The sequence below is a fragment of the Micromonospora sp. CNZ309 genome, assembly GCF_002846525.1.
In genome coordinates, this window is the sequence record NZ_PJNG01000001.1 from 3,295,425 (window position 1) to 3,316,256 (window position 20,832).

General features: G+C 73.1%; 22 protein-coding genes. 13 read left to right on the forward strand and 9 right to left on the reverse strand.

Translation table 11 applies throughout. The features are described 5' to 3' along the window. Positions 1-10 precede the first annotated feature (10 nt). Positions 11-967 (forward strand): ATP-binding cassette domain-containing protein, encoded by a 957-nt coding sequence (locus CLT72_RS13305; protein ID WP_101411996.1) that lies wholly within the window; start codon positions 11-13, stop codon positions 965-967. Next, positions 964-1,755, forward strand: a complete 792-nt coding sequence (locus CLT72_RS13310) for an ABC transporter permease (RefSeq protein WP_101411998.1) — start codon at positions 964-966, stop codon at positions 1,753-1,755. Before CLT72_RS13305 ends, CLT72_RS13310 begins: the two co-directional genes overlap by 4 nt. A gap of 76 nt (positions 1,756-1,831) precedes the next feature. Here the strand turns inward: CLT72_RS13310 and CLT72_RS13315 are convergent, their stop codons facing one another. Together CLT72_RS13315 and CLT72_RS13320 are read right to left on the reverse strand one after the other, a co-directional pair. After that, entirely contained in the window at positions 1,832-2,044 is a 213-nt protein-coding gene (locus CLT72_RS13315; RefSeq protein ID WP_101411999.1) for a hypothetical protein, read from the reverse strand. 143 nt (positions 2,045-2,187) lie between these two features. Further along, positions 2,188-3,723: an NYN domain-containing protein gene (locus CLT72_RS13320; protein ID WP_101412001.1), complete on the reverse strand. Its 1,536-nt coding sequence runs from the start codon at positions 3,721-3,723 to the stop codon at positions 2,188-2,190. Positions 3,724-3,850: 127 nt separating this feature from the next. Here CLT72_RS13320 and CLT72_RS13325 point away from each other — a divergent pair, with 127 nt between their 5' ends. The 5 genes from CLT72_RS13325 (at position 3,851) to CLT72_RS13345 (ending at position 9,426) form a co-directional block, all read left to right on the forward strand. Continuing rightward, positions 3,851-5,605, forward strand: coding sequence for a DEDD exonuclease domain-containing protein (locus CLT72_RS13325; RefSeq protein WP_101412003.1), 1,755 nt, complete (start codon positions 3,851-3,853; stop codon positions 5,603-5,605). A gap of 129 nt (positions 5,606-5,734) precedes the next feature. Next, positions 5,735-7,528 (forward strand): RelA/SpoT family protein, encoded by a 1,794-nt coding sequence (locus CLT72_RS13330; protein WP_101412005.1) that lies wholly within the window; start codon positions 5,735-5,737, stop codon positions 7,526-7,528. A gap of 52 nt (positions 7,529-7,580) precedes the next feature. Beyond that, the gene (locus CLT72_RS13335; RefSeq protein ID WP_101412007.1) at positions 7,581-8,123 is read left to right on the forward strand and encodes an NUDIX domain-containing protein; all 543 of its coding nucleotides are present in this window, start codon (positions 7,581-7,583) and stop codon (positions 8,121-8,123) included. A gap of 122 nt (positions 8,124-8,245) precedes the next feature. Continuing rightward, complete coding sequence (locus CLT72_RS13340) at positions 8,246-9,142, forward strand: nucleotidyltransferase family protein (protein WP_101415141.1); 897 nt, start codon at positions 8,246-8,248, stop codon at positions 9,140-9,142. Continuing rightward, positions 9,139-9,426: an Lrp/AsnC family transcriptional regulator gene (locus CLT72_RS13345; RefSeq protein WP_088999172.1), complete on the forward strand. Its 288-nt coding sequence runs from the start codon at positions 9,139-9,141 to the stop codon at positions 9,424-9,426. Before CLT72_RS13340 ends, CLT72_RS13345 begins: the two co-directional genes overlap by 4 nt. A gap of 84 nt (positions 9,427-9,510) precedes the next feature. Here CLT72_RS13345 and CLT72_RS13350 read toward each other — a convergent pair whose 3' ends face one another. The 5 genes from CLT72_RS13350 to ctaE form a co-directional block, all read right to left on the reverse strand. Further along, positions 9,511-10,185 (reverse strand): DUF4142 domain-containing protein, encoded by a 675-nt coding sequence (locus tag CLT72_RS13350; protein WP_101412009.1) that lies wholly within the window; start codon positions 10,183-10,185, stop codon positions 9,511-9,513. 175 nt (positions 10,186-10,360) lie between these two features. Next, the gene (qcrB, locus tag CLT72_RS13355) at positions 10,361-11,986 is read right to left on the reverse strand and encodes a cytochrome bc1 complex cytochrome b subunit (protein WP_101412011.1); all 1,626 of its coding nucleotides are present in this window, start codon (positions 11,984-11,986) and stop codon (positions 10,361-10,363) included. Then, positions 11,983-13,071, reverse strand: a complete 1,089-nt coding sequence (qcrA, locus tag CLT72_RS13360) for a cytochrome bc1 complex Rieske iron-sulfur subunit (RefSeq protein ID WP_101412014.1) — start codon at positions 13,069-13,071, stop codon at positions 11,983-11,985. Before qcrA ends, qcrB begins: the two co-directional genes overlap by 4 nt. A 67-nt stretch (positions 13,072-13,138) precedes the next feature. Next, positions 13,139-13,972 carry a cytochrome bc1 complex diheme cytochrome c subunit gene (gene qcrC / locus CLT72_RS13365; RefSeq protein ID WP_101412016.1) on the reverse strand — a complete coding sequence of 278 codons (834 nt, stop codon included), beginning with the start codon at positions 13,970-13,972 and terminating at the stop codon, positions 13,139-13,141. Positions 13,973-14,044: 72 nt separating this feature from the next. After that, on the reverse strand, positions 14,045-14,644 hold the full coding sequence (gene ctaE, locus CLT72_RS13370; RefSeq protein WP_101412018.1) for an aa3-type cytochrome oxidase subunit III: 600 nt from the start codon (positions 14,642-14,644) through the stop codon (positions 14,045-14,047). A gap of 108 nt (positions 14,645-14,752) precedes the next feature. Here ctaE and CLT72_RS13375 point away from each other — a divergent pair, with 108 nt between their 5' ends. The 4 genes from CLT72_RS13375 to CLT72_RS13390 all read left to right on the forward strand — a co-directional run bounded on the left by CLT72_RS13375 (position 14,753) and on the right by CLT72_RS13390 (position 17,753). Further along, the gene (locus CLT72_RS13375; protein WP_088999166.1) at positions 14,753-15,697 is read left to right on the forward strand and encodes a cytochrome c oxidase assembly protein; all 945 of its coding nucleotides are present in this window, start codon (positions 14,753-14,755) and stop codon (positions 15,695-15,697) included. Positions 15,698-15,881: 184 nt separating this feature from the next. After that, a complete protein-coding gene (locus tag CLT72_RS13380; RefSeq protein ID WP_088999165.1) occupies positions 15,882-16,277 on the forward strand; it encodes a response regulator in 396 nt (131 codons plus the stop codon). Between the two features lie 85 nt (positions 16,278-16,362). After that, on the forward strand, positions 16,363-17,409 hold the full coding sequence (trpD, locus tag CLT72_RS13385; RefSeq protein ID WP_101412020.1) for an anthranilate phosphoribosyltransferase: 1,047 nt from the start codon (positions 16,363-16,365) through the stop codon (positions 17,407-17,409). A gap of 143 nt (positions 17,410-17,552) precedes the next feature. Continuing rightward, a complete protein-coding gene (locus tag CLT72_RS13390) occupies positions 17,553-17,753 on the forward strand; it encodes a hypothetical protein (RefSeq protein ID WP_101412022.1) in 201 nt (66 codons plus the stop codon). A gap of 77 nt (positions 17,754-17,830) precedes the next feature. Here the strand turns inward: CLT72_RS13390 and CLT72_RS13395 are convergent, their stop codons facing one another. After that, on the reverse strand, positions 17,831-18,259 hold the full coding sequence (locus CLT72_RS13395) for a cytochrome c oxidase subunit 4 (RefSeq protein ID WP_101412024.1): 429 nt from the start codon (positions 18,257-18,259) through the stop codon (positions 17,831-17,833). 10 nt (positions 18,260-18,269) lie between these two features. After that, on the reverse strand, positions 18,270-19,241 hold the full coding sequence (gene ctaC / locus CLT72_RS13400) for an aa3-type cytochrome oxidase subunit II (protein WP_101412025.1): 972 nt from the start codon (positions 19,239-19,241) through the stop codon (positions 18,270-18,272). Between the two features lie 190 nt (positions 19,242-19,431). Here ctaC and CLT72_RS13405 point away from each other — a divergent pair, with 190 nt between their 5' ends. After that, positions 19,432-20,583, forward strand: coding sequence for an aminotransferase class V-fold PLP-dependent enzyme (locus tag CLT72_RS13405; protein WP_101412026.1), 1,152 nt, complete (start codon positions 19,432-19,434; stop codon positions 20,581-20,583). Then, complete coding sequence (locus tag CLT72_RS13410) at positions 20,580-20,813, forward strand: sulfurtransferase TusA family protein (protein ID WP_101412028.1); 234 nt, start codon at positions 20,580-20,582, stop codon at positions 20,811-20,813. The genes CLT72_RS13405 and CLT72_RS13410 overlap by 4 nt, the downstream gene beginning before the upstream one ends. Positions 20,814-20,832 lie beyond the last annotated feature (19 nt).

The window sequence follows — 20,832 nt, forward strand, 5'->3', positions numbered from 1 at the left end:
AGGAGAAGACATGCCACCCAGCCCGGCTCCGGCGGCCATCTCGGTCGCCGCCCTACGGAAGTCCTTCGGCGACCACGTCGTGCTCGACGGCATCGACCTCACCGTCGCCGCCGGGACGACCTTCGCCCTGCTCGGCCCCAACGGCGCCGGCAAGACCACGACGGTGCAGATCCTGTCCACCCTGATCGGCGCCGACTCCGGCGAGGCGCGGGTCGCCGGTCACGACGTCGCCCGGGAGCCCGACGCGGTACGCGCCGCCATCGGCGTGACCGGTCAGTTCTCCGCCGTCGACGGGCTGCTCACCGGCGAGGAGAACCTGCGGCTCATGGCCGACCTGCACCACCTGCCCCGCGCCGAGGGACGGCAGCGCGCGAGAGGCCTGCTCAGGATGTTCGACCTCGTCGAGGCGGCCGGCAAGCCCGTCGCCGGCTACTCCGGCGGGATGCGCCGGCGGCTCGACCTGGCGATGGGCCTGGTCGGCCGGCCCCGCGTGGTCTTCCTGGACGAGCCCACCACCGGGCTCGACCCGCGCAGCCGGCAGGCCATGTGGCAGATCGTCCGGGACCTGGTGGCGGACGGCGTCACCATCTTCCTCACCACCCAGTACCTGGAGGAGGCGGACCAGCTCGCCGACCGGATCGCCGTGCTCGACCACGGCCGCCTGGTGGCGGAGGGCAGCCCGGCGGAGCTCAAGCGACTCGTCCCCGGCGGGCACGTCAGCCTGCGTTTCGCCGACCGGGCCGCGTACGACACGGCCGCACGGATGCTGCCCGGGCATTCGCGCACCGCCGACGAGCTCACCCTGCACGTGCCCGGCGACGGCGGTGTCCGGTCGCTGCGCGACCTGCTCGACCTGCTGGACGGCCACTCGATCGCCGTGGAGTCGCTGTCCGTGCACACGCCCGATCTCGACGACGTCTTCCTGGCCCTCACCGGCCGGCCCGAGAAGGTGGGAACCCCCCGATGAGCACCCTCACGTACGCCGTACGCGACTCCGGCACGATGCTGCGCCGCAACCTGCGCCGCTGGGTGCGCTACCCGTCGATGACGGTGCTGCTCGTCGGCATGCCCATCCTGCTCCTGCTGCTCTTCGTCTACGTCTTCGGCTCGACCCTCGGTGCCGGGCTGGGCGGTGGCTCGGGCGACCGGGGCGACTACGTCAACTACGTGACCCCGGGGATCCTGCTGATCACCGCCGGCCTGGCGGCCACCGGGACGGCGGTGTCGGTCGCCATGGACATGACCGAGGGCATCATCGCCCGGTTCCGGACCATGGCGATCGCCCGGGTGTCGGTGCTGACCGGGCACGTGCTGGGCAGCATGGTGCAGACCGTGCTCAGCCTGGCGGTGGTCACCGGGGTGGCCCTGCTGATCGGCTTCCGGCCCACCACGGACGCGCCGGCCTGGCTGGCGGCCGCCGGTGTGCTGGTCATGACCGCCTTCGCATTCACCTGGCTCTCGGTCGCGCTGGGGCTGGTCTCCAAGAGCGTCGAGACGGCGAGCAACCTGCCCATGCCGCTGACCTACCTGCCCTTCATCGGCAGCGGGTTCGTGCCCACCGAATCGATGCCCGACGGGCTGCGGCAGTTCGCCGAGCACCAGCCCTTCACCCCCATCATCGAGACCCTGCGCGGCCTGACGACCGGCGGGCCGGTGGGGACGAACGCCGCTGTCGCGACGGCCTGGTGCGCCGCCATCGCGCTGGTCGGCTATCTCTGGGCGAAGAGACTGTTCAACCGGGACCCGTCCCGCTGACCGTCATCCCCTCGCACGCCCGTCCCCGAGCCACCGGCCCGGGGGCGGGCTCGTCGGGTGCCCCGGCCCGCGCCCGTCACGCGACACGGCGGGGTCGGGCCTGCCGCCCGGCGGGCCGGGGGGTGGGCAGCACCTCCACCTCGAAGCCGGCCCGGGCGAACACCTCGATCGCCCGGGCCTCCGCGCCGCCCAGCCCGGCGGCCGGGGACGAATCGTCGAGCAGGGCGGTCACCAGGCAGTCGGCACAGCCGCTCCCCCGGATCCCGCACCCCGCGCAGTCGATGAGCATCTCGCCTCCTGATGCGCTGCGGCGACCGGGTGCGGCGTCACCGTCGCCACCCGAGCACCGTCGGTCACCACGACGGTAGGCCCGGGGTACGACAGAAAGGGACAACCGGCCCCGGAGGGCCCGAAAGCGATCAAGCGGCCCGATCAGGACCGGGCGAGCCGGCGCAGCAGCGAATCGGCACCGAGCGGGTACGCCCCGTGCCGGCGTACGCCGTCGGCGACCTCGCGGTCCGAGGAGACCACCACCACCGGGCGGCCCGACGGCTCGGCGCGGACCAGGCGCCGGATCAGCTCGTCGGCGGTCTCCCCCTTGCGGGAGAAGAGCACCCGCACGCCGCGCGGCGAAGGCGGCAGACCGTGCATCCGCTCGGCGCCGTCGAAGACCACCGTGACCTCGTCGCCGGTCTGCGCGGCGATCCCGCCCAGTCCGGTGATCAGCCGCTTGCGCTGCTGTTCCAGGGACATCTCGCCGAAGCCGCGTTTGGTCACGTTGTAGCCGTCGACGACGAGGTGCGCCCGGGGCAGGGCGAGCAACTGGTCGAGGCGGGCCGGGTCGTCGGTGTCGCGGGCCCGGGCGGCGGTGCCGGCCGCCGTGGTGCCGGACTGGTCGGCGAAGGCGTCGGCGACGAAGTCGGCGGGCAGCTTGTCGACCGGGTCGAGCGCCAGCTCCCGGCGCAGCCCCACGGCGGCCTGCCCGATGGTCTCCAGCAGCAGCCAGAGCCGGGCATCGTCGACCGAGCGTGCCTCCTTGGCGCTGGCCCGGGCCACCCCGGCCGCCGCCTCGGCCTCGGCCAGCCGCGCCCGTACCCGACGCAGCTCCGCGTCGGCGTCCGCCGTCGCCCGGGCGGCCCGGCCCCGCTCGGTGGCGAGCAACTCGGTGGCCTTGCGCTCGCGGGCCTGCGTCTCGCGCAGCGACCGGTGCAGCTGCCGGCTCTCCTCGCGCAGCTGGCCCAGCTCCTCGCGGACCCGCGCCAGCTCGTCGCGGAGCTTCTCCGCCTCGACCCGGGCCACCGCCCGGTCGTGCTCGGCGCGGGTGGCCCGCTGCTCGGCCTCGCGGACCAGTTCGGCGACCACGGCGCTGTCGGCCTCGGCGCGGACCGCCGCGCCGCTGGCCTCGATCAGGTCGCGCCAGCCCCGGGGCCGGGCCAGGTAGGCCAGCGCGGCCACCTCGACCGGGTCGGCGGCGGCCGGCGCCGTGCCCTCCAGCACGGCGGCGCCCAGGTCACCGCTGTCGGCGAGCACCCGGGCGGTGATCCGCTGCCGGAACAGCGGGTCACCGGTGAGCTGGGCGGCGATCGCCGGGGCACCGAGCCGGGCCCGGCGGTTCGGGGCGAACTTGGCGACCCGGCGCAGCGGCACCGGCACCTCGTCGACGGGCAGCCCGGGCAGCACCGCCGCGGTGAGCGCCACGATGCGCTGCCGGACCGGCTCGGGCAGGACGGGCTCCGGCTCGGGCAGGACGGGCTCCGGCTCAGGCGCGGACGCCTCCGCCTCGGACGCCTCCGCCTCAGGCGCGCCGGCCTCGGGCACGCCGGCCTCGGACGCATCCGCCTGGGGCGCGTCGGCGGCCGTGACCTCGGGGCCGCCGAGCACGTCGGGGACGCCCCCACCGGTCTCGCGCGCAGCGTCGACCGGATCCTCCTGCCGGAGGTGGTCGTCGTGCGGCTCGGTGAGGGGCATGTGGCAAGTCTCCCACCGCGACCGGGCCCACCGCCCGGTGAGTGAGCCGATCTCTCATCCTAGACCCGTGGTGACGTCTGATGCCCCTGGGACGGGAGTGTCGGACCGGACCGCTAGCGTGCCGCCGATGGCAGAGACCGAGTACGTCCAGGAGCCGCTGGCCGGGTTCGACCCGGGCGCGGGCGGGATCGACCCGGCGCTGCCGCTGTACGCGACGACGTTCGTGGTGGTCGACCTGGAGACCACCGGCGGCGCGCCGGACGGCGGCGGGATCACCGAGATCGGCGCCGTGAAGGTGCGCGGCGGCGAGGAGCTGGGCGTGCTGGCCACCCTGGTCAACCCCGGCGTGCCCATCCCGCCCTTCATCACCGTGCTCACGGGCATCACCCAGGCCATGCTGGTGCCCGCCCCGCCGATCGAGCAGGTGCTGCCGAGCTTCCTGGAGTTCATCACCGACGCCGTGCTGGTCGCCCACAACGCCCCCTACGACGTGGGTTTCCTCAAGGCCGCCTGCGCGAAGCACGGCTACCGCTGGCCCAACCCACGGGTGCTCGACACCGCCGCGCTGGCCCGCCGGGTGCTGACCCGCGACGAGGTGCCCAACCGCAAGCTCGGCACCCTCGCCACCTACTTCCGCACCGCCACCCAGCCGACCCACCGGGCGCTCGACGACGCCAAGGCCACCGTCGACGTGCTGCACGGGCTGATCGCCCGCCTGGCCGGGCACCGGGTCGACACCGTCGGCGACGCCATCGAGTTCGCCCGGGCGGTCAGCCCGACCCAGCGACGCAAGCGGCACCTGGCCGAGGGGCTGCCCAAGGCGCCGGGGGTCTACATCTTCCGGGCCGCCGACGACCGGCCGCTCTACGTCGGCACCTCCGGCGACATCGCCACCCGGGTGCGCAGCTACTTCACGGCGGCCGAGAAGCGGGCCCGGATCTCCGAGATGCTCGCCGCCGCCGAGCGGGTCGAGGCGGTGGAGTGCGCCCACTCGCTGGAGGCGGAGGTCCGCGAGCTGCGGCTGATCGGGGCGCACGCCCCGCCCTACAACCGGCGGTCGAAGTTCCCGGAGCGGATGCTCTGGCTGAAGCTGACCGACGGGCCGTACCCCCGGCTGTCGGTGGTGCGGTCCATCTCCCCCGGCGACGCCGCCTACCTCGGGCCGTTCAGCTCCCGGCGCGCGGCGGAGCTGGCCGCCGCCGGCTTCCACGACGCCGTGCCGCTGCGCCAGTGCACCCACCGGCTGTCGCTGCGCACGGTCACACCGGCCTGCGCGCTGGCCGAGCTGGGTCGCTGCCCGGCACCCTGCGAGCACCGCATCACCCCCGAGGAGTACGACGCCCGCGCGGTCGCACCGTTTCGCACCGCCACCGCCAGCGACCCCCGCCCGGTGGTCGACGCCCTGCTCGCCCGCATCGAGGCGCTCTCCGGCGCCCAGCGCTACGAGGAGGCGGCGGTGGCCCGGTCCCGGCTGACGGCGGTGCTGCGGGCGACCGTACGGATGCAGCGGCTGACGGCCCTGACCGGCATCGCCGAGCTGGCCGCCGCGCGGCCGGCGGCCCGGGGCGGCTGGGAGTTGGCGCTGGTGCGGCACGGCCGGCTGGCCGGCGCCGGCGTCTCGCCCCCCGGTGTCCACCCCCGGCCGACGATCGCCGCGATCCGGGCGACCGCCGAGACCGTCCTGCCCGGCCACGGCCCGGTGCCGTGCGCCTCCGCGGAGGAGACCGAACGCATCCTGTCCTGGTTGGAACGGCCCGAGACGCGGCTGGTGGAGATGTCCTCCGGTTGGGCGTCCCCAGTGGCCGGTGCGGCCCGCTTCCGCGACCTGCTGCGGAAGGCCGAGAACGCCGCCTCCCACCAAAGCTCGACCGAACGCCCATGACCAAGTGACCGATCGGACTACCTCGGCTCCCTTAGGCTGTTAGAGAAGTGCAGTCCTGCCCGTTTCGTGGGCCTGCTCCCGGTTGCCGGGTTCCGGCGGCCGTGGAGCCGGGGTGAGGAGGTGTCCCACGTGGACGTCGACGCCGGACGCGGCGCCGCCCTGGGGGGCGCCCTCCCGACCCAGGCGGGCGAGTTACCGCTGGCCCGCCGGCTGCGCTCGCTGCTGAGCTGGCCCACGGCCGACACCGACCCGGTCAGCCACCTCGTCCGGACCCACCGGACGATCCACCCCGGCACCGAGCCCTCCGTGCTGCGTCGGGCCTACACCATCGCGGAGAACATGCACCGCGGGCAGTTCCGCAAGAGCGGTGAGCCCTACATCACGCACCCGCTGGCGGTGGCCCAGATCTGCGCCGAGATCGGCATGGACGCCATCACCCTGGTGGCCGCGCTGCTGCACGACACCGTGGAGGACACCCGCTACACGCTCCAGGCGCTCGCCGAGGACTTCGGGCCGGAGGTGGCCCACCTCGTCGACGGGGTGACCAAGTTCGACAAGGCCTTCTACGGCAAGGCCGCCGAGGCCGAGACGATCCGCAAGATGATCATCGCGGCCGGCAAGGACGTCCGGGTCCTGATCATCAAGTTGGCCGACCGGCTGCACAACATGCGCACCCTGGGCGTCCGGTCCGCCGCGTCGCGGGAGCGGATCGCCCGCAAGACCCAGGAGGTCCTGGTCCCGCTCTGCGACCGGCTGGGCATCCAGACCCTCAAGCGCGAACTCGACGACGTGGTGCTGCTGCACCTGGAGCCGGAGTCGCACGCCCGGATCGCCCGGCACGTGCACGACCGGCCGGGCTGGGAGGCGTACCTCGACGAGGTGGTCGCCCGGGCGAAGTCGGCCCTGCGCCGCAGCCGGGTGGACGCGGTGGTGACCCCCCGCCCCCGGCACCTCTACTCGATCTGGAAGGACACCGTGGCCGGTGGCCACGCCGCCCCCTTCGACCTGCCCCGCATCGCGATCGTGGTGGACGGCCCGGCCACCGACTGCTACGCGGCGCTCGGCGCGATCCACGGCACGTGGCGGCCCGTACCCGGCCGGTTCAAGGACTTCATCGCCTCGCCCAAGAACAACCTCTACCGCTCGCTGCACACCAGCGTCTGCGGGCCGAAGGACCGCACCGTGGAGGTGCTGATCCGCACCGAGGAGATGCACCGCTCGGCGGAGTACGGGGTCGCCGCCGACTTCCGCTTCCCGCGTTCGGGCGGCGGCACGGCCGCGGCCCGGGCCGAGCAGCTCGACTGGCTGCGTCGGGTGCTCGACTGGGAGCAGGACGCGGCCGATCCGGCCCAGTTCCTCGAATCGCTGCGCTGCGACCTCGCCGAGACGCAGATCCAGGTCTTCGCCGACGGGCGACAGGTCGTGCTGCCCGCCGGGGCGACCCCCGTCGACCTCGCGTACGAGCTGGGCACCGAGCGGGGCGACCACTGTCTGGCGGCGCGGATCAACGGCCGGCTGGCCCCGCTCTCCTCCGAGCTGGACGAGGGCGACGTGGTCGAGATCTTCACCGAGACCGACGCCGCGAACGGCTTCGACGCCGACGTCGCCCCGCGCGGACCCCGCCGGGAGTGGCTCGGCTTCGTCAAGTCGCCGCAGGCGCAGATGCAGATCAGCCGGTGGTTCGCCGAGCACACCGAGCCCGGCATCTCCATCACCGACAAGGTCCGCCTCGGCCGGGCCACGATCGGGCTGGCCCTGCGCAAGCACGACCGGGGCCTCGCCAGCGACCTGCCGCTGCTGCGGCTGTCGGAAGAGTTGGGCTACCCCGACCTGGAGACGCTGCTGGTCGCGGTGTTCGACCGGGTGATCGAGCCGGACGCGGTCGTACGCCAGCTCATCGACCTGGTGGACCACCGGCAGTGACGGCTGCGGCCCGGGTGGTCCGAACGATCCTCGCGGCCACTAGCCTGGACGCATGATCCCCCGCTCACGCGCCACCGGTCGGGCCGTCGCCTACCAGGTCTTCTACCGGCTGCCGTTGCCGGTACGCCGGCGCCTGGTCCGGCTGGCCGTGCCGAAGTACATCGTCGGCGCGGTCACCCTGGTCCGGGACAGCGAGGCCGAGGGGGCTGGCCGGTTGTTGCTGCTGCGCCAGCCGCCCGGCAGGGGCTGGGGGCTGCCCGCCGGCCTGTTGCAGAAGGGTGAAGCACCCGTCGTGGGCGCCGCCCGCGAGCTGCACGAGGAGTCCGGCATCCGGCTCTCGCCCCGGCAGCTGAGCCCCGCCGTGCCGAACGCCGTGGTGCACGCCAAGGGCTGGGTGGACGTGGTGTTCACCGCCGAGGTCCCGGCGTCGCGCACCGAGCTGAAGGTCGACGGCGCCGAGGTCTTCGAGGCCGCCTGGCACCCGCTCGACGACCTGCCGAAGCTGACCTGGCCGACGGCCCGGCTGCTCGCCTACTACGACATCGGACCGCTGGCCGGGCAGTTCCCGCCCCCGGTGCCCGACACGAAGCCGTGACCGCCAGCCGCGACGCCGACGGCCCGGCCACCGCCGCCCCGGGCGAGCAGGGCCCGGCCCTCGCCGGAACGGCCGACCACAGCCCGGCCACCGCCGCGACGGCCGGCCACGGCCCGGCCGAGATCTGCGCGGTGGTGCTCGCCGCCGGCGAGGGCACCCGGCTGCGGCCGCTGACCGAGCGGCTACCCAAGGCCCTCTGCCCGGTGGGCAACGTGCCGCTGCTCGACCGGGCGCTGGACCGGCTGGCCGGACTCGGCCTGGCCGGACCCGCCCGGGTCGCCGTCAACGCCTGCTACCTCGGCGACCAGGTCGTCGCGCACGTCGGGGGCCGCGCCCACCTCTCCGTGGAGCCGGGCGATCCGCTCGGCACCGCCGGCGGCGTGGCGAACCTGCGGGACTGGATCGCCGGGCGCGGCGTCCTGGTCGGCAACGCCGACGCCTACCTCGCCGACCCGGCACGGCCACCGGGGCCCGACATCGCCGCGCTGCTGGACGGCTGGGACGGCGACTCCGTACGCCTGCTCGGCCAGCCCGCCGCCGACCCGGCGGCGCCCGGCACCTTCGACGGGCACGTGTTCACCGGCTTTTCGCTGCTGCCGTGGCGGCTGGTGCGGGAGTTGCCGGTCGGCTTCGGCGACCTCGTCCGCGCCGTCTGGCGGCCGGCGGAGGCGGCCGGCGCGCTGGCCGTCGTGCCCTACCCCGGCACGTTCTACGACACCGGCACCCCGGCCGACTACCTGGCGGCCAACCTGCACGCCGTCGGCGGCGGCAACCTGGTGGACCCGACGGCCACGGTGACCGGCCACTGCCGGTCGGCGGTGATCGGCGCGGGCGCGGTCGTGCACGGCGACGTGGAGCGGGCGGTCGTCTGGCCCGGCGCCACCGTCGGCCCCCGCGAGCGCCTGCGCGACGCGGTCCGCGCCGGGGTCGCCCTCACCGTCCCCGGCACACCGCCGCCGGCGGGCCGGGGAACATCTAGCATGGGCGACGACGCCGACGAACGGAGAAATGCCCCGTGATCACCGCGATCGTGCTGATCGACTGTGCCACCGACTCGATCCCCGAGGTGGCCGAGAACCTGGCCAACCTGCCCGGCGTCAGCGAGGTCTACTCGGTGGCCGGCCACGTCGACCTGATCGCGATGGTCCGGGTCCGCGAATTCGAGCAGATCGCCCAGGTGATCGCCGGCAGCATCTCCAAGGTGCCGGGGGTGCTCAACACCGAGTCGCACATCGCCTTCCGCGCGTACTCCCAGCACGATCTGGAGGAGGCGTTCGCGATCGGCCTGGCGAACGCCGACTGACCCGGGCGGGCGACGCGGCCCGGCGCGTACGCCGGACGGCCGGCCCACCCCTGGGGATGGACCGGCCGCCGTGGTGCGCGGGCGTCAGCTCTGCGTGGGAGCCGGCACCTGCTCGGTGCCACCCGGAGCCGGCGACTCGGTGGTGCCGCCCGGAGCCGGGGTCTCGGTGGTGCCGCCCGGAGCCGGCGTCGTGCCGCCCGGGCTCGGGGTGCCGCTGGCGCTTGTCTGCGGCACCGGGATGCCCATCTGCTCCGCCAGCTGCACCAGCGCGTCGTAGTGCGCCTGCAGGATCGGCAGGGCGGTCTGGGCCAGCTGGACCACCGACTGCTCGGAGCCCTGCGAGATCTCCGTCTGGGTGGCCTGGATGGCCTGGACGTGGCCGGCCAGCTCACTGGTCACCCAGAGCCGGTCGAACTCCTCGCCGCTGGCGTTGTTCAGCTGGTCGATGACGGCCTGCTGGTCGGCGGTGGGCTCAGCCGGCAGTTCGACGCCGAGCTGGTTGGCCACCTCCTGCACCGACTGGTCGACCTGGGTGTGGTCGGTCTTGAACCGCTGGCCCAGGTCCTTGACCCCCTGGTTCTGGCCCTTCTGCTGAGCCAGGTCACCCGAGGTGATCTCGAACAGGTTGACCTGGTGGACCGCCTGCAGGTACTGGGTGTCCTGCTGCGACGGCTGCACTGCGGCCTGCGCCGCCGCGGCGGGCGCGATCCCCACCAGCACCAGCGCGGCCAGCAGGCCTAGGCGTTTGATACCCAACATGCTTCCCCCCCCTTGAGACGTTGGACCGCACGGATACCCGGCTGACCGGGGTTATTCCTGCGATCCCCCGACCAGGGGGCGACGGTCCCACGGGCCCGTGTCGAGCGGTCGGCGGGCGGAAACGGACGTGGCGCCCGCCGGAGGACTCCGGTGGGCGCCACGTCGTGTCGCAGGGTCAGCGACGGCTCTCGCCGCTGCCGATCTCCTCCCGCTCCGGGCGGGGCTCGACGGGCGGGTGGCCCGGCGAGACCGGCGCCTCGGCCGGCTTCTCGATCGGGTAGAAGAAGCCCCGGATGGCCGGGCCGAGGGCACCGAGCCGGTTCATCTTCTTCGGCACGACCCAGCCGGCGTACGGCAGCGCGCCGTGGCCGTGGCCGTCCGCCGCCGAGAGCGGCTGGTGCACCTCTTCGAACCGGCCGTCCGGCAGGCGCCGGATGATGCCGGTCTCGACGCCGTGGGCCAGCACCTCCCGGTCGTGCTGCTGGAGACCCAGGCAGATCCGGTAGGTGACGTAGTACGCCAGCGGCGGCAGCACCAGCAGGCCGATTCGGCCGGCCCAGGTCATCGCGTTCAGGCTGATCTGGAACTTGTCGGCGATGACGTCGTTGGCGCCGGAGAGCGTCAGCACGATGAAGAACGCGACCGCCATGGCGCCCAGGCCGGTACGCGCCGGCACGTCCCGGGGACGCTGGAGCAGGTTGTGGCTCCTGGTGTCCTTGAGGCGGCGGGCCTCCAGGAACGGGTAGAGCGTCGACAGGCCGACCAGGATGCCCGGCAGCACGACCGTCGGCCAGAACAGCGGCGGGATCACGTATCCATCGCCGATCGGGATGTTGATCTCCCAGGCGGGCATCAGACGCGTCGAGCCGTCGAGGAACATGACGTACCAGTCGGGCTGGCTGGCGGCCGAGACCACCCACGCCTCGTACGGGCCGAACAGCCAGATCGGGTTGATCTGGAACAGGCCGCCCATCAGCGCGATCACGCCGAAGACGACCATGAAGAAGCCGCCCTGCTTGATCGCGTAGCGGGGGAACATCCGCTCGCCGACCACGTTGCCGTTGGTCCGGCCGGGACCGGGCCACTGGGTGTGCTTCTGCTTGAAGACCAGGCCCAGGTGCGCGCCGATCAGCGCGAGCAGCAGGCCCGGGACGAGCAGCACGTGGGCGATGTAGAACCGGCTGATGATGATCGTGCCCGGGAACTCCCCGCCGAAGACCGACGAGGTGACCCAGGAGCCGACCACCGGGATGGAGAGCATGATCGCCGAGGCGATCCGCAGGCCGGTGCCGGAGAGGCCGTCGTCCGGCAGCGAGTAGCCGGTGAAGCCGGCGAGGAAGCCGACCCAGAACAGCAGCGAACCGATGATCCAGTTGGTCTCACGCGGCTTGCGGAACGCGCCGGTGAAGAAGACCCGGAGCATGTGCACCACGATGGCGGCCATGAACAGCAGCGCCGACCAGTGGTGCATCTGCCGCATGATCAGGCCACCCCGGACGTCGAACGAGATGTCCAGGCTGGAGGCGTACGCGGCCGACATCGGCGTGCCCCGCAGCGGGGCGTAGCTGCCGTTGTAGACGACCTCGGTCATCGCCGGCTCGTAGAAGAAGGTCAGGAAGACGCCGGTCAGCAGCAGGACGACGAACGAGAACAGCGCGATCTCGCCGAGCAGGAACGACCAGTGGTCCGGGAAGACCTTGTTCAGCAGCCGGCGCAGCGGGGTGGCCACCTGGAAGCGGTCGTCCACTCCCCGCGCGACGTTCCCCGGGACTGCTGCCTTGTCAAACTTGCGCCGCTTCACGGCCGCTCCCAGAAGTCGGGCCCGACGGTCTCGGTGTAGTCGGACTTGGCCACGAAGTAGCCCTCGGCGTCCACCTCGATCGGCAGCTGCGGCAGCCGTCGGCTGGCCGGGCCGAAGATGGGCCGGGCGTTGTCGGTGATCAGGAACTGCGACTGGTGGCACGGGCAGAGCAGGCGGTTGGTCTGCTGCTCGTACAGGCTCGCCGGGCAGCCGGCGTGCGTGCAGATCTTCGAGTAGGCGGCGTAGTTGCCCCACATGTAGTCGCCGTGCCCGACCCGCTCGTTGGCCCGGCGCGACTCCTCCGCGTCGGAGTCCCGCAGGTGGATCAGCAGGGCCGGCGAGTCGGCGTGCAGGTTGCTCACGCCGTGGTCGATGCCGGGGAAGACGGTGATCTGGCCGCCCGCGCTGACGTCCGCCGGGCGGACCGGCCGGCCGTCCTCGCGGACCAGCCGGATCTTCTCGCCGCCCTCGGCCGGAGCGAACCCGGTCGTGAACATCTGGTTGTTCTTGTGCGGCTGGGAGATCAGGCCGCCGACCAGGGGCGCCGCGGCGACCGCGCCGACCGGCGCGAGACCGGCCAGCAGCGAGATGCCGAGCAGCGGCCGGCGCTTCACGCCCAGCTCGTCGGCCATGTAGAGCATGGTCTGGCCGGTGATGATCCGGTCGTCGGAGGCGACGGCACCCTCGTGCCGGTCCTGGATCGAGACCTCCTTCGGCAGCAGCTTCTTGCCCCAGGTCAGGATGCCGAAGCCGATGCCGAGCAGGGCCACGCCGAGCGTGACGCCGAGCAGCGGGGTGTACCACTTGTCGCCGCCGCTGCCCGGGGAGTACTCCCACGGCCACCAGATGTAGACGACCAGGAAGGCGGTCGCCGCCAGGCCGGTCAGCAGGAAGAACGACGCGACCGTACGGGTCAGCCGGCGCTCGGCCTTGCTGCCCGGGGCGACCTGCGGCTCGTAGTGGACGATCTCGATGTCGTCCCGGCGCGCGCCCTCGCGGACGATGTCGAACTGGCTGAGCCCGGGGGTGTTCACGTCGAGCGGCTCCCGGCCCTGCTGGGCCTGGTGCTCGGTGTGCGTGGTCATGCCGTCACCTCGCTACGGGCGGTGCCGCGCTGCGGCACCACGGCACTGAATCGGATGAGCCGCCCGGTCACGACTTGCCCGCAATCCACAGGCTCGCGAAGACGAGCGCGACGATGCCCACCAGGAAGATCGCCAGGCCCTCGGTGGACGGCCCGTACCGACCGAGGTTGAAGCCGCCCGGGTCCTGGTCGTGCTTCAGGGTCTCCTGGATGTAGGCGATGAGGTCCGCCTTCTGGTCCGGGGAGATCTGGTTGTCGCCGAAGACCGGCATGTTCTGCGGGCCGCTCAGCATGGCGGCGTAGATCTGCCGGTCGGTCGCCGGGCGCAGGCTCGGCGCGTACTTGCCGGAGGAGAGGGCGCCGCCGCCACCGCCGAAGGCGTGGCACTGCGCGCAGTTGATCCGGAACAGCTCGCCACCGGCGGCGATGTTGCCGTCGGCGTGCAGGTTCTCACCGTCGGGCACCACCGGGCCGCCGCCGAGCTCCTGGACGTACTGCGCGAGCTGGCGGGTCTCCTCGTCCGTGAAGAGCTCCGGCTTGCGCTGGGCCTGGGCCTCCTGCCGGGCCATCGGCATGCGGCCGCTGCCGACCTGGAACTCCACCGAGGCCGCGCCGACGCCGATCAGGCTCGGCCCACGTCCCTCGACGCCCTGGGCGTTGCGACCGTGACAGGTCACACAGCTCACGTCGAACAGCGCCTTGCCCTCCGCGGCGGCACCGGTGAGCGGGGTGTCCTGCGCCTGCGCGCCGGGGGCGAAGACGGTGTAGGCGCCGCCGGCCAGCATCAGCGCGGCGAGCAGCCGGACCGCGGCGCCCAGCCGGCGGCGGCCCCTGCTGCGCGCTGCGGGCCGCTCGCGCAGCCGCGCGAGCAGACCGCGTCGGCGGTCGTTGTCAGAAGTCATGACCTGTGTCCTTAACCGGTTGGACCTTGTCTCAGGGGACGGAGCAGCGGCGCGGTTCGTGACGCGCCAAGATCACTGAAGCCAGTAGATCATGGCGTAGAGCCCGATCCACACGACGTCGACGAAGTGCCAGTAGTAGGACACGACGATCGCCGACGTGGCCTGCGCCGGTGTGAACCGGCCCATGGTGGTGCGGATCATGAAGATGACGAAGGCGACCAGACCGCCGGCCACGTGCAGGCCGTGGAAGCCGGTGGTCAGGTAGAACATCGACCCGTAACCGTCTTCGTTGATCTTGATGCCCTCGTGCACCAGCTCGCGGTACTCGTTGAGCTGGCCGAGGACGAAGATCAGGCCCATCACGAAGGTGATCGTGAACCAGCGCCGCAGCGCGTGGACGTCACCCTTCTCCGCGGCGAAGACACCGAGCTGGCAGGTCACCGACGACAACACCAGGATCACCGTGAAGGTGGTCGCGTAGGGGATGTTGAGGTGCACGGTGTGTTCCGCCCACTGCTCCGGTGCCGCCGCGCGGATGGAGAAGTACATCGCGAACAGCGCCGCGAAGAACATGAGTTCGCTGGAGAGCCACACGATCGTCCCGACGCTGACCATGTTGGGTCGGGTCAGGGAGTGGATCCGGCTCTTGTCAATGGCTGGGGCCGCAGTCACGCGGTCATTATTGCCCTTGACCGGGGCCGGCGATCAGCGGGGGGCCAAACCCGTGGCATCCACAGCCCGATCGGGGCAGTCCGGTTCGCCTGACCTAGGCTGAAAAGCGTGCTGCACGCCGATCCGATCTCCGCCGCAGCCGCCGTCGCCGCGCCGGCGGCGACCGCGGCCGTCCCGCCGCCGTTCACCGTGACCTCGGTGTTCACCGAGACGAAGCTGGACAGCTGGCTCGCCGTCGGCCTGGTGCTGGCCGCCGGCGTCTACCTCTACGGGGTCCACCGGCTGCGGCTGCGCGGCGACCGGTGGCCGGTCGCCCGGACCGTCTTCTTCCTCGGCCCCGGCCTGGGCGGCATCGCGGCGGTCACCGTCAGCGGCCTGCACGCGTACGACACGGCGCTGCTGTCGGTGCACATGGTCCAGCACATGGTGCTCTCCATGATCTCGCCGATCTTCCTCGCGCTGGGCGCGCCGGTGACGCTGGCGCTGCGTACGCTGCCGCCGCGACCGCGCAAGCGGCTGCTGGCCGTCGTGCACAGCCGGATCGCGCGGATCTACAGCTTCCCGCTGGTGGCGTTCACCATCTTCGTGGTCAACCCGTTCGCGCTCTACTTCACCGACCTGTACCGCTACACGCTGGAGCACGCGTGGGCGCACGAGGTCGTGCACGCGCACTTCATCATGACCGGCTGCGTGTTCTTCTGGCCGCTGCTCGGCCTCGACCCGCTGCCGGGCCGCTGGCCGTACCCGGCGCGGGCGCTGCTGATGCTGCTCTCCGTGCCGTTCCACACGGTGCTCGGCCTCACCATCATGCAGAGCAGCACGCTGTTCGGCGGCGACTGGTACCCCTCGCTCGGGCTGACCTGGTCCGATCCCTGGCAGGACCAGGTGGTCGCCGGCGGCATCCTCTGGGCCGGCGGCGAGTTCGTCAGCGTGACCATGCTGGCCGTCCTGGTCGTGCAGTGGATGCGCCACGCCGAGCGGGAGGCCCGCCGCGTCGACCGCGACCTGGACCGCCAGGAGGCCCGTCAGCGCGCCGCGGAGTCCACCGCCTGAGCCGTCCGGCGGTACGCCCTGCGCACCGCCACCGGCCGGACGTCGCCCACCTCACACCGACCGGTACGATCAGCGGGCGGCTGCGAGGTGGGCGCCAGTCCGGCCGATCAGCGCGCAGCGAACGAGTCAACAAGCTCAGTGTGATGGTGCCGCACGACGGCACGGAGCGAAGCGGAGTGCCGGCATGAGCGATCGTCTTTGCACCGTCCTGCTCTACAGCGACGACCCGCAGGTCCGCGACCGGATGCGGCTCGCCGTCGGCCCGCGCCCCGCGCCCGGCCTGCGGATCGAGTTCGTCGAGGCGTCCGACTACGCGGAGTGCATCCGGCTCGTCGACGACTACGAGATCGACCTGCTGGTGCTCGACGGCGAGGCGAGCCCGGGCGGCGGCATCGGCATCGCCCGGCAGGTCAAGGACGACCGGGACGACGCTCCCCCGACCTGCGTGGTGATCGCCCGTGCCGCCGACCGGTGGCTCGCGGCGTACGCCGAGGTCGACGCCACCCTGGTGCACCCGCTCGACCCGGTGACGACCGGCACGACGGTGGCCGAGTTGCTGCGGGCGCACGCGCCCGCCTGACGTCCCCGCTCCGGCCGCCACGGCGCCGGGCCGACCGGTGCCGGTTCCCACCCCACCCGCATCTCGCACGCTCGGGAGGCCCGTCATGGGCGATCGGACCTGGCCGCACCTGCTCAACGCGCTGCTGCGCGGTGAGGAACTCGCCACCGCCGACACCGCCTGGGCGATGGGCGAGATCATGGCCGGCTCGGCGGCCCCGGCGCAGATGGCGGGCTTCGTCGTCGCGCTGCGCGCCAAGGGCGAGACCTCGGCCGAGCTGGCCGGCCTGGTGGAGGCGATGCTCGGCCGGGCCGTGCCGGTGGAGCTGCCCGACGAGCTGCGCGCCACCGCCCTCGACGTGGTCGGCACCGGCGGTGACCTCGCGCACACGGTCAACATCTCGACCATGGCCTCGCTGGTGGTGGCCGGTGCCGGCGTCCGCGTGGTCAAGCACGGCAACCGGGCGGCCTCCTCGTCGTGCGGCACCGCCGACGTGCTGGAGTTCCTCGGCGTACCGCTCGACCTGGGGCCGGAGGGGGTGGCCCGGTGCGTGGCCGAGGCCGGCATGGGCTTCTGCTTCGCGGCCCGGTTCCACCCGGGGATGCGGCACACCGGCCCGGTACGCCGGGAGCTGGGCGTGCCCACCGTGTTCAACTTCCTCGGCCCGCTGACCAACCCGGCGCGGCCCCGCGCCGGAGCGGTCGGTTGCTTCGACGCCCGGATGGCCCCGGTCATGGCCGGCGTCTTCGCCGCCCGTGGCGACTCGGTGCTGGTGATGCGCGGCGAGGACGGGCTCGACGAGTTCACCACCGCCGCGCCCACCCGGGTCTGGGCGGCCCAGGGCGGCGTCGTCAGGGAGTCGCTGCTGGACGCGGTCGACCTCGGGGTACCCCGGGCCACCCTGGCCGACCTGCGGGGCGGTGACGCCGCCTACAACGCCGACGTGGTCCGCCGGCTGCTGGCCGGCGAGACCGGCCCGGTGCGCGACGCCGTCCTGGTCAACGCGGCGGCGGCGCTGGCCACGCAGGGCCCGCTGGACGGTGACCTGACCGAGGCGCTGCGGGCCGGGATGGACCGGGCCGCCGAGTCGGTCGACTCCGGGTCCGCCGCCCGCGTCCTGGACCGCTGGATCGAGGTCGCGCGCGCCCTCTGAGCACCGGGCCTCGCCGTAGGTTGTCGGACCCCCGTGGGAAACTACAGCTGAGTAGTTCCCACATCCGTCCTGCACCGTCGAGTGCGGCAATCCCGTCGGGCGTGTGCGACACCCCCGTGGGACCGGAGCGAGAGGAGACGCCCGTGTCGGAGCGCGAGCTCTACTGCGACACCTGTGAGGGCGTCGAGCCGTTCGAGGCGCCACCGTGCGCCGACGGCCACGGCGCCGACTGCCCCGAGCTGGTCTGCACGGGCTGCGGCGCGGCCGTGCTCGTCCCCAGCGTCGTGTTCCACCTGGCGCGTCGGAGCGGCCGGCGCCGCGCGGTGGCCCGCCGCGCCGCCTGACGCCACCGCCGTCGCACGCCGAAGGCCCGCCTCCCGAGGGAGGCGGGCCTTCGTGACGTCCTGCGGGTGGCGACCGATCAGTGCTCGGCGGTGCGCCGGGTGCCGCTGTAGTACTCGAACAGCAGGCCGCAGACGGAGAACGTGACCGCCACCATGCCGAGGCCGAGCAGCCAGAACTGCCAGAACGCGAGGCCGAAGCCGGCGAGCCCGACGGCGATCGCCAGGCCGAACGGCCAGTAGCTGCCCGGACTGAAGAAGCCGATCTCGCCCGCGCCGTCGGCGATCTCACCGTCCGGCCGGTCCTCCGGTCGGAGGTCGATCCGGCGGGAGACGAACCAGAAGAAGCCGCCACACATCGAGCAGAGCAGGAAGCTCAGCAGCAGGGCGACCGTGCCCACCCACTCGACCTGGCCGCCGGAGTCGGCGGCGGTCCACCCGCCGTAGAGGAAGGTGGCGAAGAGCAGGAACCCGGCGATGACCAGGAAGATGCGCCACTCGGTCTTCATGCCCGATCCCTCAGTTTCCCGCGCCGGCCGGCGCGTCGTCGGGGTTGAAGTTGGCCTCGGCACGCCGGGTCTCGAACGGCTTCGTGGTCTTCGCGTACGGGTCCTCGCCGATGGCCGTCAGCGCCTCCTGCGTGGACCTGCCGTCGCGCTTGGCCGCCAGGAACTGCTCGTACTTCTCCGGGGAGACGACGCGCAGCTCGAAGTTCATGAAGGCGTGGTAGCTGCCGCAGAGCTCGGCGCAGCGACCCACGTAGGCGCCCTCGGCCTCCAGCTTCGAGACCTCGAACACGTTGCGGATCTTGCCCGGCATGACGTCGCGCTTGAACAGCAGCTCCGGCACCCAGAAGGAGTGGATGACGTCGCGGCTGGTCTCCTCGAACCGGATGGACCGGTCGGTCGGCAGCACCAGGATCGGGATGACCTCGCTGGTGCCCAGCACGGAGGCGACGGTGTTGGCGTCCTGGCCCTGGCCGTCGCGGTAGTTGAACTGCCAGTTCCACTTGAACGCGACCACCTCGACCGTGACGTCGGGGTTCTTGGTCGTCCGCACCACGTCGGTCTGCACGATCGCCGTGTAGTAGAAGAGCACGGAGACGATCAGGATCGGCGCGATGGTGTAGAGGAACTCCATCGGCATGTTGTAACGGGTCTGCACCGGCAGCTCGTTGCCCCGCTTGCGGTAGCGCACGACGCACCAGAAGATCAGGCCCCACACGAAGACGCCGACCGCGAGCGCCGCGATGCACGAGGCGATCCACAGGTCGTACATCCGGTGCGACTCGGGCGTGATGCCGCCCTGCGGCCAGCCGAATCCGCCGAACGCCGCGCCGACGTCGCAGCCCGTGAGCAGGACCAGCAGCGCCGCTCCGCCGAGACCGAGCCCGGCGATCCGACCGGCACCACGTCCCCGGCGCCCACCGGCTCCTGGGGAAGCGCTGTGCCGTACGGCCGACGGCCGTACCTCCGAACTCCTTGCGACCACCTGGTCCTGCCTCCCTAGCGCGCCGCGGTGTCTTCGTCCCTGCCCTCCGCCTGCGGAGCGACAGCACCAGCGGCAAAGGCGTCACCGACGGTCGCAGATTACTCGACCATGACGGGCTGGACCGTGTTGGGGTCGTTGTCGGCCCCCATCGGGGGGATCTTGGACATACCGGCGCGATACGTTGGCTCCCGTGAGCGCATCCCCGGTCTACCTGGACGCGGCCACCGCCGCGCCGCTGCACCCGGTCGCCCGGCAGGCGCTGCTGGCGGCCCTCGACGACGGCTGGGCGGACCCCGGCCGCCTCTACACCCAGGCACGCCGGGCCCGTCAACTCCTCGACGCCGCCCGCGAGGCGTGCGCGCAGACGCTCGGCGTGCGCGCCGACGAACTCTCCTTCACCCCCAGCGGTACGACGGCCGCGCACTCGGCCGTGCTGGGGGGCCTGGCCGGCCGGCGTCGGGCCGGCGCCACCCTGGTGCACTCCGCGATCGAGCACTCGGCGGTGCTGCACGCCGCCGAGCGGCACGTCGCGGCGGGCGGCGCGGCGGCGTCCGTGCCGGTGGACCGGCTGGGCCGGCTCGACCGGGACCGCTGGGCGGCGGCGGTACGGGCGCCGGGGGTCGCGCTGGCCGCACTGATCGCCGCCAGCCACGAGGTCGGCACCCTCCAGCCGGTGCCGGAGGCCGCGCGGGAGTGCGCCGAGGCCGGGGTGCCGCTGTACGTGGACGCCGCCCAGCTGGTGGGCCGGGCCCCGGTGCCGGCGGGCTGGTCGGTGCTGACCGCCAGCGCGCACAAGTGGGGCGGGCCACCCGGCGTCGGGTTGCTCGTCGTACGCAAGGGCACCCGCTGGGAGTCGCCCTGGCCGGCCGACGACCGGGAGGCCGGGCGTACGCCGGGAGCGCTCAACCTGCCGGCGGTGGTGGCGGCGGCGGCGAGCCTGCGCGCGGCGGCGGCCGACGCGGCGGCCGAGGCGGCCCGGCTGACGCCGCTGGTGGCCCGGATCCGGGCCCGGGTGGCGGCGGAGGTGCCGGACGTGGAGGTGGTGGGTGATCCCGACCACCGTCTCCCGCACCTGGTGACCTTCTCCTGCCTCTACGTCGACGGCGAGGCCCTGCTGCACGCGCTCGACCGGCGCGGGTTCGCCGTCTCCTCGGGCTCCTCGTGCACGTCGTCGACGCTGCGGCCCTCGCACGTGTTGGAGGCGATGGGGGTGCTCTCGCACGGCAACGTCCGGGTCTCGCTGCACCGGGAGACGACGGAGGCCGACGTCGAGAGGTTCCTCACCGAGCTGCCCGGCATCGTGGCGGGGCTGCGGGCCGAGGCCGGGGTGGTGGGGCTGTGACGGCGCCGGCGGAGGTCCTCGACTGCCGCGGCCAGCGCTGCCCGCTGCCGGTCATCGCCGTGGCCAGGCGGCTGCCCGAGCTGCCCGTCGGCACGGTGGTGCGGGTGCTCGCCGACGATCCGGCCGCGGCGGTGGACCTTCCGGCGTGGTGCCGGATGCGGGGCCAGGAGTTCCTCGGCACGATCACGGGCACCGACGGCCCCGCGTTCGACGTCCGCCGCCGCCACTGACCCGCGCCGCCGGGGGGGT

Coding starts and splice junctions, on each gene's coding strand:
- CLT72_RS13305 (WP_101411996.1), top strand. CDS start 11: ATGCCACCCAGCCCGGCTCCGGCGGCCATCTCGGTCGCCGCCCTACGG.
- CLT72_RS13310 (WP_101411998.1), top strand. CDS start 964: ATGAGCACCCTCACGTACGCCGTACGCGACTCCGGCACGATGCTGCGC.
- CLT72_RS13315 (WP_101411999.1), bottom strand. CDS start 2,044: ATGCTCATCGACTGCGCGGGGTGCGGGATCCGGGGGAGCGGCTGTGCC.
- CLT72_RS13320 (WP_101412001.1), bottom strand. CDS start 3,723: ATGCCCCTCACCGAGCCGCACGACGACCACCTCCGGCAGGAGGATCCG.
- CLT72_RS13325 (WP_101412003.1), top strand. CDS start 3,851: ATGGCAGAGACCGAGTACGTCCAGGAGCCGCTGGCCGGGTTCGACCCG.
- CLT72_RS13335 (WP_101412007.1), top strand. CDS start 7,581: ATGATCCCCCGCTCACGCGCCACCGGTCGGGCCGTCGCCTACCAGGTC.
- CLT72_RS13350 (WP_101412009.1), bottom strand. CDS start 10,185: ATGTTGGGTATCAAACGCCTAGGCCTGCTGGCCGCGCTGGTGCTGGTG.
- qcrA (WP_101412014.1), bottom strand. CDS start 13,071: ATGACCACGCACACCGAGCACCAGGCCCAGCAGGGCCGGGAGCCGCTC.
- qcrC (WP_101412016.1), bottom strand. CDS start 13,972: ATGACTTCTGACAACGACCGCCGACGCGGTCTGCTCGCGCGGCTGCGC.
- CLT72_RS13380 (WP_088999165.1), top strand. CDS start 15,882: ATGAGCGATCGTCTTTGCACCGTCCTGCTCTACAGCGACGACCCGCAG.
- trpD (WP_101412020.1), top strand. CDS start 16,363: ATGGGCGATCGGACCTGGCCGCACCTGCTCAACGCGCTGCTGCGCGGT.
- CLT72_RS13395 (WP_101412024.1), bottom strand. CDS start 18,259: ATGAAGACCGAGTGGCGCATCTTCCTGGTCATCGCCGGGTTCCTGCTC.